General features: G+C 68.8%; 7 protein-coding genes. 2 read left to right on the forward strand and 5 right to left on the reverse strand.

The features are described from left to right. Positions 1-387: 387 nt before the first annotated feature. Positions 388-1275 carry a LysR family transcriptional regulator gene (locus QTI51_RS34735; protein ID WP_116913864.1) on the reverse strand — a complete coding sequence of 296 codons (888 nt, stop codon included), beginning with the start codon at positions 1273-1275 and terminating at the stop codon, positions 388-390. Positions 1276-1542: 267 nt separating this feature from the next. Here QTI51_RS34735 and QTI51_RS34740 point away from each other — a divergent pair, with 267 nt between their 5' ends. Together QTI51_RS34740 and QTI51_RS34745 are read left to right on the forward strand one after the other, a co-directional pair. Further along, on the forward strand, positions 1543-5106 hold the full coding sequence (locus QTI51_RS34740) for an indolepyruvate ferredoxin oxidoreductase family protein (protein WP_286517542.1): 3564 nt from the start codon (positions 1543-1545) through the stop codon (positions 5104-5106). A gap of 106 nt (positions 5107-5212) precedes the next feature. Next, positions 5213-6529 carry an ArgE/DapE family deacylase gene (locus tag QTI51_RS34745; protein ID WP_286517543.1) on the forward strand — a complete coding sequence of 439 codons (1317 nt, stop codon included), beginning with the start codon at positions 5213-5215 and terminating at the stop codon, positions 6527-6529. Between the two features lie 19 nt (positions 6530-6548). On the opposite strand, the gene QTI51_RS34750 is transcribed toward QTI51_RS34745, so the two are convergent. From QTI51_RS34750 to QTI51_RS34765, 4 genes are all read right to left on the reverse strand, one after another. Next, complete coding sequence (locus QTI51_RS34750) at positions 6549-7598, reverse strand: phosphotransferase enzyme family protein (protein WP_286517545.1); 1050 nt, start codon at positions 7596-7598, stop codon at positions 6549-6551. A gap of 100 nt (positions 7599-7698) precedes the next feature. Further along, positions 7699-10725 (reverse strand): bifunctional diguanylate cyclase/phosphodiesterase, encoded by a 3027-nt coding sequence (locus tag QTI51_RS34755; protein WP_286547688.1) that lies wholly within the window; start codon positions 10723-10725, stop codon positions 7699-7701. Beyond that, entirely contained in the window at positions 10722-11738 is a 1017-nt protein-coding gene (locus QTI51_RS34760; protein WP_116913868.1) for a TRAP transporter substrate-binding protein, read from the reverse strand. Before QTI51_RS34760 ends, QTI51_RS34755 begins: the two co-directional genes overlap by 4 nt. A 223-nt stretch (positions 11739-11961) precedes the next feature. Continuing rightward, the gene (locus tag QTI51_RS34765) at positions 11962-12429 is read right to left on the reverse strand and encodes a gamma-glutamylcyclotransferase family protein (RefSeq protein WP_286517547.1); all 468 of its coding nucleotides are present in this window, start codon (positions 12427-12429) and stop codon (positions 11962-11964) included. Positions 12430-12477 lie beyond the last annotated feature (48 nt).

The following is a 12477-nucleotide window of genomic DNA, read 5'->3' on the forward strand; positions in this document are numbered from 1 at the left end:
CGAAGATGCAATAAACAGGTCAGACCGGCAGCGGGCAAGCTCGACTCCTCCTGTGTGGCACCGATCGCGGTGAGCGCCACGAAAAATGAATGGAGCCCCGCTGAGCGGTTCTTATCTGGGTCCGCACGGCCATGCGCCGGTGCAACAAGGCCGACGGTAGATGTGCAGTCTGTTCCTGGTTCTATTGCAGCTTGGCCCTCACCTTGACGCAGCCAATACTGCCTATTGAAAAACCAAACTCGCACCGCCGCTTGCGGATTGGAGAAGTCCCGGTAAAAGGAGGAGGCCGCAGGCCGGGGGACATTCGAGAAAAGAGGTACCGCGTCGGCGTGAGCGCCGCCCTGAATGACCCGACCCCGATCCAGGTCCAGGTCCCGGTCCAGCGCCCTAAGGCATCCCCCGCGCCAACAAATGATCGACCAACCTGCGCTGCGGAAAACTCAACGCCTCCTGCCGCGTGCACAGGTACATGCGACGTGACGCCCACGCATCGGTGAGGTTGATGAAGCGCAGCTTCATCTCCTTGCGGTAAGTCACCGCGGCCCCCTCGGGCAAGATGCCCACGCCCATGCCGGCCTCGATCATCCGGCACACGGCTTCGAAACTCTTCACCCGCACACGCAGCCGCAGCACCTTGCGCGCGCTCATGGCCGCGTCTTCCATGGTGCGCGAAATGGCCGAGTCGTCTTCGAGCCCCACGAAGTCGAAGTCCAGCAGTTCTTCGAAAGACACCTCGCGCCCGCGCCACGGATGCTTCTGCCGAACGATGGCGACCAGCCGGTCGGTGCGGTAGGGAATGAAGTGCAGCGCCGGGTCTGCCGCTTCGCTCGTGATGACGCCCACGTCGGCTTGCCGGTCGCGAATGGCCTGCACGATGTACACGCTGCGGTGCTCCTCCACGCTCACGCGAATCTCGGGGTAACGCTGGCGAAAGCTCGCCACGTCGTCGGGCAAGAACTGGCCCATGGCCGACGCATTGGCATGCAGGCGCACCCGGCCCGTGGCGCCCTGCGCGTAGTCCGACAGGTCGGCGCGCATGCGGTCGACGTCGCGCAATATCTGGCGCGCATGCATCGCCAGCGACTCGCCCGCGCCGGTCGGCGTCACGCCCTTCGAGCTTCGGTTGAGCAGCGCCACGCCCAGTTGCCCCTCCAAGATGGCCAGGCGCCGGCTGGCGGCCGATAACACCATGTGGCTCTCGGCGGCGGCCTTTGACAGGCTGCCGTGCTCAATGGCGCGCAGGAAAAGTGCGAGCGAGTCGAGGTCGGGTCTCATGGGGGTCGGGGTCTTTCTGCGGGGCCGCCATTGTCGGGCCAGCGACCCGGCCAGCGCGCGCCGAAATCCTTTCGGCGGATGGCGCCTTAAAAAGACAAATCTTCCGTGCGGCGCTGCGCGCTGCCAAAAAGAAGAAGCACTTTCCGCCCACAACCCTGAAGAATCGTTGCTGCCCTGCCGTCTACCCCGGCGCGGCACTGCGCGAGCCGGCCCCTTACCGGGGCCACGCCCGCATCCCACGAGTCCTACCCGGAGTCTTTTTCAGTCATGGCATCCCACGAACTGGCCAGCGTTGCGCTGGACGACAAATACACGGCCACCGAAGGCCGGATCTACCTGAGCGGCATCCAGGCGCTGGTGCGCCTCATGCTCGTGCAGAAATGGCGCGACCAGCGGGCCGGGCTCAACACAGCGGGCTTCGTCTCCGGCTACCGCGGCTCGCCGCTCGGCGGCCTGGACGAAGCACTGTGGAAGGCGCAGCCGCAGCTCGAGGCCAACGCGGTCAAGTTCTTGCCCGGCGTGAACGAAGAGCTGGCCGCCACCGCCGTGTGGGGCACGCAGCAGGTGCACCTGACCGGCGAAAGCGCGGTCGATGGTGTGTTCGCCATGTGGTACGGCAAGGCGCCGGGCGTGGACCGCTGCGGCGACGTTTTCAAGCACATGAGCCACGCGGGCACCTCGCCCCACGGCGGCGTGCTGCTGGTGGCGGGCGACGACCACGGCGCGTCTTCTTCCACGCTGCCCAACCAGAGCGACCACCTGTTCGCGGCCTCGATGATCCCCATGCTCTACCCGCAGAGCGTGGAGGAGTACATCGAGCTCGGCCTGCACGGCTTCGCGATGTCGCGCTTTGCCGGGCTGCCGGTGGGCTTCAAGGCGTTGGCGGACACGGTGGAGTCGTCGGGCTCCATCGCGGCCGGCGCGCTCGACGTGCACACGCGCCTGCCCGCGGACTTCGTGTTTCCGCCCGGCGGCGTGCACGCGCGCCTGTCGACCGACACGCTGGGCGTGCAGGCGCGCAAGCAGGAAGCGCTGATGCAGGACTACAAAATCTACGCCGCCATCGCCTACGCGCGCGCCAACAAGCTCAACCGCGTGACCATCGATTCGCCGAAGGCGCGGCTGGGCATCGTGGCTTCGGGCAAGTCGTACCGCGACGTGCTCGAGGCGCTGGAAGAACTGGGCATCGACGCGGACGGGGCCGCGCGCATCGGCATCCGCCTGTTCAAAGTGTCGATGCCCTGGCCGCTGGAGCCGGACTCGATTCGCGAGTTCGCCGATGGGCTCGAAGAAATCCTGGTGGTCGAGGAGAAGCGCCAGATCGTCGAGTACCAGCTTAAGGAGCACCTGTACAACTGGCGCGAAAACGTGCGCCCGCGCGTGATCGGCAAGTTCGACGAGCAGGGCGAATGGGGCGCGCATCCGCGCGGCCAGTGGCTGCTGCCAGCCACGGCGGACTTCTCGGTGGCGCAGGTGGCGCGCGTCATCGCGGGCCGGGTGGCGCGCTTTCACACCAGCGACCGCATCCGCATGCGGCTGGCGATTCTCGACGCGAAGGACGTGGTGCTGGGCAAGGCGGTGGCCACGCCCTCGCGCCCGGCCTGGTACTGCTCGGGCTGCCCGCACAACACCTCGACCAAGGTGCCCGAAGGCAGCCTGGCGCTGGCCGGCATCGGCTGCCACGTGATGGCCACGGCCATCTACCCCGAGCACAACAAGACGACAACGCACATGGGCGGCGAAGGCGCGCCGTGGCTGGGGCAGGCCTGGTTCTCCAAGCGCAGGCACGTGTTCGCGAACCTGGGCGACGGCACGTACTACCACTCGGGCTCGATGGCGATCCGCGCGGCCGTGGCGGCGGGCGTGAACATCACCTACAAGATCCTCTACAACGACGCGGTGGCCATGACCGGCGGCCAGCCGGTCGACGGGCCCATCAACGTGCCACGCATCGCGCACCAGATGGCGGCCGAGGGCGTGAAGCGCCTGGCGCTCGTGGCCGAAGACCCGACGCGCTGGGCCGACCGCAGCCCCCTGCCGGCCGACCGCGAAGGCTTCGTGCTCACCGTGCACCACCGCGACGACATGGACGCGGTGCAGCGCGAGCTGCGCGAGTTCGAGGGCGTGTCGGTGCTCATCTACGACCAGGTGTGCGCGGCCGAGAAGCGCCGCCGCCGCAAGAAGGGCGAGTTTCCGCAGGCGGCGCGGCGCGTGTTCATCAACGACGCGGTGTGCGAAGGCTGCGGCGATTGCGGCGAGCAATCGAACTGCACCGCGCTGCTGCCCAAGCAGACCGAACTGGGCCTGAAGCGCAGCGTGGACCAGAGCGCGTGCAACGCGGACGAGTCGTGCATCAAGGGTTTCTGCCCGAGCTTCGTCACGGTCGAAGGCGTGAAGCCGCGCAAGCACGCGCCCGTCGCGGCCAAGGCGGCCGCCGAAGAAGCGCCGCTGCCGGCACCGCCCACGCTGGCGCTCGACGGCATGCACAACATTCTCATCACCGGCATCGGCGGCACGGGCGTCATCACCATCGGCGCGCTGATCGGCATGGCGGCGCACCTCGAAGGCAAGGGCGTGAGCGTGCTCGACATGACGGGCATGTCGCAGAAGAACGGCTCGGTCACCTCGCACGTGCGCATCGCCCGCGACGCGGCGCAGCTGAAGGCGCAGCGCATTCCCACGGGCGAGGCCGACCTGATCCTGGGGTGCGACATGCTCACGGCGGGCGCCCCCGACGCCATCGCGCGCATGCGGCCGGGGCGCACCTATGCGCTGGTCAACACCTTCGAGCAGCCGACGGGCCATTTCGCGCAGCAGCCCGACTGGGAGTTTCCGGCGGCGCAGGTGCGCGCGCTGATCGAGGAATCGGTCGAAGGCCGCGCCGATTTCATCGACGCCACGCAACTGGCCACGCGGCTCATGGGCGATGCCATCGCGGCCAACCTGTTCCTGCTGGGCTTCGCGTTCCAGAAGGGCTGCGTGCCGCTGTCGGCCGAGGCGCTGGACAAGGCCATCGAAATCAACGGCGTGGCGGTCAAGGCCAACCAGTCGGCCTTTCGCTGGGGCCGCAAGGCGGCGCTGGACCTGGCCGCGGTCACGCGCGAGGCCGCGCCGGCGAAGGTGGTGGCGCTGCAGCGGCCGCAGGGCTTCGAGGCGCTGGTGAAGGACCGCACCGCGTTCCTTACCGCGTACCAGAACGCGGCGTATGCGCAGCGCTATGCGGAGCTGGTGGAGCGCGTGCGCGTGGCCGAGCAGCGCGAGCGCGGCACCACGCTGCTGGCCAAGGCGGTGGCGTCGGGCCTGTTCAAGCTCATGGCCTACAAGGACGAGTACGAGGTCGCGCGGCTGTACACCGACAAGCGCTTCATCGAGCAGTTGGGCGAGCAGTTCGAAGGCAAGCTGGTGCTGCGCTTTCACCTGGCGCCGCCGGTGCTGGGCCGTCGCGACGCCGAAGGCCGCGCGGTAAAGACGAGCTTCGGGCCGTGGATGCTGAACGCGTTTCGCGTGCTCGCGAAGCTGCGCGGCCTGCGCGGCACGGCGCTCGACGTGTTCGGGCGCACGGCCGAGCGGCGCATGGAGCGCCAGCTGATCGCCGACTATCGCGCCATGGTCGAGGACGTGCTGGCGCGCTTCGACCGCATCGACTTCGACACCGCGCTCGCCCTGGCGCGCCTGCCGGAGCAGATTCGCGGGTTCGGCCATGTGAAGGAAGAAAGCGTGGTGTCGGCGCGCGTGCGGTGGAGCGCGCTGGCGAAGCAGCTCGATGCGGGTACGGCGGGCACGGCGGCCACACCCCGGGCGGCCCCGCGCCCCGCGGCGCTGGCCGCCTGAGCGGCAAGCGTTGCGGATGCGCCGCGCTGGAGAGAACGGCGCATACGCGACAGTCACCGGCCCGTTCCCAACGGCGCGGCGCGCGCCCCGCTGAAAGAATGGCTTCATGAAAGAAGCCACCACATTCCAGGCCGACGAAGCCGCCATCGTCGCTGCCGCGCGCGCCCTGCGCGAAGAAACCGTCGCCATGCTGAGCGAGCTGGTCACTCACCCTTCCCTGCTGGGCCACGAGCAGAGCGCGCAGCGCTTCATGGCCGATGCCTTCGGCGCGCTCGGCCTGCAGGTGGACGAGTTCCAGATCGACGAGGAAAAGCTGCGCGCCCACCCGGGCTACTCGCCCTCCATCGTCTCCTACGAGGGCCGCACGAACGTGGTGGGCATCCACCGGCCCTCGGGTCCGTTCAAGGGCAACTCGCTGATCTTCAACGGCCACATCGACGTGGTGCCCACGGGCGCCGAGGTGCTGTGGACGCACCCGCCCTTCTCGGGCAAGGTCGAGGGCGACCGGCTCTATGGGCGCGGCTCGTCGGACATGAAGGCCGGCATCATCGCGTACACCATGGCCTTCAAGGCGCTGAAGTCGCTCGGGCTGGAGCCGGCCTCGCCGGTGTACTTCCAGTCGGTCATCGAAGAAGAGTGCACAGGCAACGGCGCGCTGGCCTGCCTGGCGGAGGGCTACCGCGCCGACGCGGCCGTCATCACCGAGCCGGTGGCGGCCGACGGCGTCATGACCTGCCAGATGGGCGTGCTGTGGCTGGCCATCGAGGTGCTGGGCAAGCCGGTGCATGCCTCGGTGGCGCAGACCGGCGTGGGCGCCATCGACTTCGCGCTGTACCTCTTCGGCGAGCTCAAGAAGCTCGAAGACAAATGGAACGCGCCGAGCGCGCGCTACCGCTCGTTCGCGCACCACAACCACCCGGTGAACTTCAACCTGGGCAAGATCCAGGGCGGCGAGTGGGCCTCGTCGGTGCCCTCGGCCTGCCGCGCCGACGTGCGCCTGGGCTTCTACCCCGACATGAAGGTGGAGAAGGTGAAGGCCGAGGTCGAGGCGCTGCTGGCCGCCGCCTACGAGGCACACCCCGCGCATGCCGCGCTGAGCTACAAGATCGTGTACGAGGGCTTCCAGGCCGACGGCTGCGAGGTGGCGCCCGACGCGCCCATCGTCGCGGCGCTGTCGCAGTGCCACCTGGACATCGTCGGCAAGGTGCTGACGCCCACGGCCTTCACCGGCACCACCGACGCGAAGTTCTTCAACCTGTACGGCGAGACGCCGGCCATCTGCTACGGCCCGTCGGGCGGCGAGAACATCCATGGCATCGACGAGTGGGTGTCCATCGACAGCGTGGTGCAGGTGACGGCGGTGCTCGCGGTGTTCATGGCGCGCTGGTGCGGGGTGAACCGCATCGGCAAGGATGCCGGCTGAACAAGCGGTTCAAAGCGGCTCAGGACGCGTGCAGCGGCAGCTCCAGCGTCTGCCAGTTGCCCAGCATGGTGACCTGGCGGCGCAGGTAGTCCGTGGGAATGGCCTGCGAGCCCCAGACGTCGATGCGCCCCGAATACTCGCCCAGCAGCCAGAACTGGCGGATGGCCATGAAGCGCGGAATGGCCGCGAGATCGGCGTCGGACACGGGCCGCACCTCGCGGTACGCGGAAATGAAGTGCAGCCACTTGGCCTTGGCCTTGTCGGTGGCCACGCCGTCGGGCGTGTGCGGGTGCAGGCTCCACGGGTACACGGCGAGCTCGTAGGCGAGGTAGCCTGGGCCGGCCTCGTCGAAGTCGAAGAAGACGGCCTCGCGCTTTGCCTTGGCGTCGGCGTTGGCGTCGGCTTCATCGCCCGTCCCAGCCTTCGCATCCACCACGAAATTGTTGCTCCCGTGCGCGTCCCCGTGGCACAGCACGCGGGCCAGCTCGCCCAGCGACAGGATGTCGTCCTGCAGCCGCCGCGCCAGCGCCTCGAACTGCGGGCGCAGCTCGGCGGTCATGGTGGGGGCGTGCAGCAGGCCTTCGAGCGGGTGCAGCAGCAGGTAGTCGAGGTCGAGGCAGTAGGCGCTGCTCGGCCCCTGGTAGCTTTCGCCCGCGATGTGCAGGCCGGCCAGGCCGCGCGCGAAGGCCTCTATGTCTTCGCCCGCGTCGCCGGTGAACTCGCCGTCGAGGTGCTCGAACAGCATCAGCGCGCGCGGGCCTTCGGGCAGCGGCACCTCGATGGCGACGCCGCCGTCAGCCGCCGGCAGGCAGCGCGACACGCGGCAGCCGGCGTTCGACCAGTGTTGCAGCGCGGCCGCCTCGAACAGGGTGTTGGGGCCGCCGCGCGGCCGGGCGGCGCACAGGCGCGCCACCACGCGTTGGCCGCTGGCAAAGCTCAACCGGTACACCTGGTTGAAGCTGCGCCGCAGAAACTCGCTCTCGACCACCTCGCCCAGGTCATAGTTCGCCTGCACGAGCGCGGCGATGCTGGCGGCTGTCGGCGTCGATTGCGCAATCTCTAGGGGCATCCGGCTTCCAAAGGGAAAAGGGCGCGATTATGCAGTGCGGGTGTTTGCGGGCCCCGCGGGCAACCCGCCGGAGGGCGCGGCTGTGCGGGTTCGCCAGGGTTCAGGCGATGGCGCCGACGTCGAACTCGCGCTCGTAGGCCTCCAGCGGCTGCGGCCGGCCGAACAGGTAGCCCTGGCACATCAGGCAGCCGTGGCGCGCCAAAAAGTCGCGCTGTGCGTGCGTTTCCACGCCCTCGGCCACGATCTCCAGCTCCAGGTTGCGCGCCATGCCGATGATGGTCTGGATGATCAGCTCCACCTTCGGGTTCAGCCCGATGCTGTGCACGAAGAACTTGTCGACCTTCACCTGGCTGAGCGGCAGCTGCGTCATGTACGACAGCGACGAGAAGCCCGTGCCGAAGTCGTCCATCGAGAACTGGATGCCCAGCGCCACCAGCGCCTCCATCTTGCCGATGGCGTCGATCACCTTCTCGTGCAGCAGGCTCTCGGTGAGCTCCAGCTTGAGCCGGCGCGGGTCGGCGCCGGTGCGCTCCAGCACCAGGCGCACCTGGTCAACAAAGTCTTCCTCGCGAAACTGCCGCGCGCTCACGTTCACCGACAGCTGCAGGTGGCTGCGGCGCGGGTCGTCGCGCCAAGCCGTGAGCTGCCTGCACGCCGTTTCCAGCACCCACAGGCCCAGCGGAATGATGAGGCCCGTGTCTTCCGCCACATCGATGAACTCGCGCGGCAGCAGCAGCCCGCGCACCGGATGGCGCCAACGCACCAGCACCTCGGCGCCAACCACCCGGTTCTCGCCCGTGACCTGGCTCTGGTAGTGCAGCACGAACTGCTTGGCCGCAATGGCGGCGTGCAGCTCGTTTTCCAGCGTGGCGCGCGCGGTGATGGTGGTCTGCATGCCCGCCTCGAAGAAGCGCAGCGCGTTGCCGCCGTCGGTCTTGGCGTAGTACATGGCAATGTCGGCCTGCTTGAGCACCTCTTCGGTCGATGCGCCCTTGGCCTCGAACAGCGAGGCGCCGATGCTGCAGGTGCTGTGGTGCTGCTGCAGGCCGAGCTGGTAGGGCTGGTTGAGCCGCGCGAGGATGGTCGCGCCCATGGTCTCGGTCTGCGAAGTGGCAATGACCGCCTGCTCGCTGAGGTCTTCCAGCATCACCACGAACTCGTCGCCGCCCAGGCGCGCCACGATGTCGCCTTCGCGCAGGCAGTCTTTCAGGCGCTGCGCCACCTGTTTGAGCATCACGTCGCCGATGTCGTGGCCCAGCGCGTCGTTCAGCGTCTTGAAGTTGTCCAGGTCGAGGAACAGCACCGCGCACAGCCGCTGGCGCCGCGCGGCGGCGGCAATGGCGTGGTTGAGCCGGTCGAGCAGCAGCCGCCGGTTGGGCAGGCCGGTGAGCGTGTCGTAGAAGGCCAGGTGCTCGATTTCGCGCGCGGCGAGCTTGCTTTCGGTGATGTTGCGCAGGATGACGATGAAGCGCGAATCGCCCTCGTCGCCCACCAGCTTGCGCGACACCGAGATTTCGAACCACGCCTTCTCGCGCGCGTCGCGCCGCTCGAACTGCCGGCCCGCCGAATAGCCCGACACATCGGCCTCGCGCAGCGCGCTCATCACCTCGGCCGCGGCCTCGGCCGGCAGCAGCTCGGTCAGCATGTGGCCCACCGGGTTCTCGACGTCGGTGGCCGGGAAGGGCACGCGCGGCGCGTGGTAGCCGTGGCAGCGGCCGTCCAACCCCACTTCGAGCAGCAGGTCGGGCAGTGCGTCGAGCGTGGCCTGCAGCTGCGCCTTGCTCTCGATGATGGCGGCCGTGTGGCGGCGCTTTTCGGTGATGTCCTGGTAGACGCACACGGTGCCGCCGTCGGGCGTGCGGCTGCGCGTGGCGCGGATCACCTGGCCGCCCTGCAGCAGCGCCTCCTGCTCGGAGTGCGGCTGCGCCATCTGCGGCATGTTCATGGCCGACCAGTCGGCCGGGCCGCGGCCGTGCACCACGTGGCGCGCGGTCTCGTCCATGATGCGGCGAAACGGCACCTGCGGCGCGATCATCGGTTCGGTCCAGGGGAACATCGCGACGAAACGGCGGTTCCAGGTGAGCACACGGCTGTCGGCGTCCAGCAGGATGAAGCCGTCGATCATCGACTCCAGCGCCTGGTCGAGCGTGGACTTGGAGCGCACCAGCTCCATGCGCGCGCGCCACTGGCGGCGCAGCTGGAAGTGCGTGAACAGCGCCACCGCCAGGATCATCAGCCCGATGGCCGCGGCGGTCCAGGCGATCAGGTCGCGCTCGCGGCGCCAGTCCTGCAGCGCCGCGGTCAGCGGAATGCTCGCCACGATGAGCAGGTTGCGGTGCAGCGTGGGCCGCGCCACCACGATGCCCGGCTGTCCGCTCAGGCGCGCGGCCATGCGCTGCGGCTTGCCGTCGCTGGTCTGCTCGTGCAGGGGCGGCTCTATTTGCCGGCCGGTGAGGTCGTCGCGCGGCGGCAGGCTGGCCAGCAGGGCGCCGGCGTCGCGCTCCAGCGTGACCTCGAGCCCGCGAATGCCCGCGCCCTGCGTCATGATCGTCGCCAGCAGCGACAGCTGCACCTCGGCCACCGCCAGCATGCGCGAGCCGTCAGCCAGCGTGACGGCGCGCGCGAAGAACAGCACCTTCTGCGACGTGACCAGGCTGGCGGCCGGGTCGCTGATCGCCAGCGTGGACACCGGGTTCGCCAGCACGCCGTCGACAAAGCCGGCCGGCAGCACCAGCGGCAGGCGTTCGCCGCGCCGGTCCGACGAGGCCACCACCGTACCGCGCGCATCGACGAACGCGACGTGGCGCACCAGCAGGTTCTGCCGCACCACGTTGTCGAGCAGGCGGTGCGCGTCGAAGCTGCCCGCGTCGGCGCCCGCGCTGGCGGCGGTGGAGCCGCGCAGCAGCTCGTTGGCGCCCGCCAGCAGCATGTCGACGCTGAGCAGCGAGCGGTTCAGCGCCGCCTCGGAGCCGGCCACGAAGCGCACGGCCTGGCTCTCGTGGTCGCTGATCGCCTTTTGGTGCGCCTCCCACACGATGACCGTGGCCACTGCGCCCACCGTGAAAAGAAAGAGCATCGCCACGCCATAGACGATGGCGCTCACGCGACGAAGAAAGCGCGGCTTCACTGCGTGGTCTGCGCCTGCAGGCCGACGACCGGCCCCACCGTCTGGTTCCACACCCTGGCGCACACCGGACCGCAGCGCTGCACCCAGCCCGGCAGCACGCGGGTCGCGAAGATTTCGCGGCGGCGGGCCTCGTCCTGCGCCGACGGCCGCACCGCCACCATGCGCCCCTTGGTGGGCTTGCCGCAGCTGGCCACGCCGGTGTTGCAGGCAATGCCTTCTTCGGTCTCGCGCTCCGACTGGGCCCATACCGCGGCCTCCAGCCGCGGCAGCTCCTTGCGCAGCAGCGCCTGCAGGTCGGGCGGCAGCGCGTTCAGGCTTTCGCGGTTGGCCGCGAAAACCGCCACGCCCCAGCTCAGCGGCATGGCGTAGATGGCGCTGGTCACTTCGTGCAGGCCCAGCGAGTGGCCGGACATGGTGCCGGTGATGACGCAGTCGGTGTTGCCCGACTTCATGTTCGCCATGATCTGAGCGAACTCGGTGTACACCGGCGTGCCGCCCAGCGCCGAGACGAAGTCGGCCTGCGTCGAGCTCGACACCCGCGTGCGCCGGCCTGCCAGGTCGCCCAGCTGCTGCACCGGCTTGTTGCAGAACACCTCTTGCGCGGGGTAGATGTACACCGCCAGCAGCTCCACCCCGTAGCGCTCGCGCAGCTGCTGCGCCAGGTACGGGCGGAACGCGCTCACCACCCGGCGCAGCGTGGGAATGTCGGGGTTCAGCCCGGCCATGTCGGGCGCGCCCAATTCTGGAAACTGCGTTGACATCTGGCTCATGAGCGCCGTGCCGAAGGGCACCACGCCGAGTTGCATCAGGTTGAGCATTTCCTGGCCCGGCACGCCGGCACGGTCGAAGGGCACGATGCTGGCGGTGTAGCGCCCGCCCGACAGCGTGGCGAGGTCGCGCGTCCAGAATTGTTCCTCGTGGCCCGTGTACTGCGAGACACCCCCCAGGCCACCGACGATGCGCAAACGCTGGGCGGGCGCCGTCTGTGCATTGCACAGCGACGCGAAGAACATCAGGAGGCCGACCAGATAAACCACGATTACGCCGTGCGAGGGGGTGCAGGTACAGCGCTTGAGCGCAGGGAAATATTCAGAAATTCATCATGACACAGGATCACGCGGGTTCGGTCTGCGAACGGGGTGGCGCGTTGCGCGGCGGGGACGAGCTTTGCCGGGCCGTGTCGCCATGGGTACAGGCGGCCCCCGATGGGGCGTGGCGCCGCGTCAAACCTTCGGGTTACTCCGGATGCAGAACGGCGGCTCGCGCGAGGTGGCCTGGCGCCCCTCTGCCGCGATACAGCGCGGCGTGCTCGAGGCTGTATTCGCGCAGCGGCCCGAGACGCGCGTCCGCGGGACGGAAGTGCGCACGCTGCTTGACGTAGGCATGCACGTCGAGCGTCGAAGCGGGCTCGCCGCCCACGGCCCGCACCTTCATCTTCACCCGGCGGTAACCATCGGGCTCCGTGATTCGCTCGAGCACGTCCATCGCGTCCAGCGCCGGCTGGTCGACTTCGAACACCTGGCCCGCCACCTGCTCGCCCTCCCCCGCGGCGTCGACCAGCCACGGAGAAAACCGATCGCCGACCAGGTACAGCGGATAGCGCTCGACCGTGACGAAGTCGCCGCCCACGCGCGTTCCCTTGTTGGTGGCGAAGTTGGGAAACCCTTGTTTCAGGGTTCCGAAGACGAAGACGAGCTGTGGCATCGAGAGCCTGTGGGCATGGGGGCGAACGGGTTCGCCGAATGTAGTCGC

It is taken from the genome of Variovorax sp. J22G73 (assembly GCF_030317035.1).
Lineage (GTDB): Bacteria > Pseudomonadota > Gammaproteobacteria > Burkholderiales > Burkholderiaceae_C > Variovorax.

Bases quoted from the DNA above. Each gene is read 5' to 3' on its own strand.
- QTI51_RS34735 (WP_116913864.1), bottom strand. From the start codon at position 1,275: ATGAGACCCGACCTCGACTCGCTCGCACTTTTCCTGCGCGCCATTGAG.
- QTI51_RS34740 (WP_286517542.1), top strand. From the start codon at position 1,543: ATGGCATCCCACGAACTGGCCAGCGTTGCGCTGGACGACAAATACACG.
- QTI51_RS34745 (WP_286517543.1), top strand. From the start codon at position 5,213: ATGAAAGAAGCCACCACATTCCAGGCCGACGAAGCCGCCATCGTCGCT.
- QTI51_RS34750 (WP_286517545.1), bottom strand. From the start codon at position 7,598: ATGCCCCTAGAGATTGCGCAATCGACGCCGACAGCCGCCAGCATCGCC.
- QTI51_RS34760 (WP_116913868.1), bottom strand. From the start codon at position 11,738: ATGTTCTTCGCGTCGCTGTGCAATGCACAGACGGCGCCCGCCCAGCGT.
- QTI51_RS34765 (WP_286517547.1), bottom strand. From the start codon at position 12,429: ATGCCACAGCTCGTCTTCGTCTTCGGAACCCTGAAACAAGGGTTTCCC.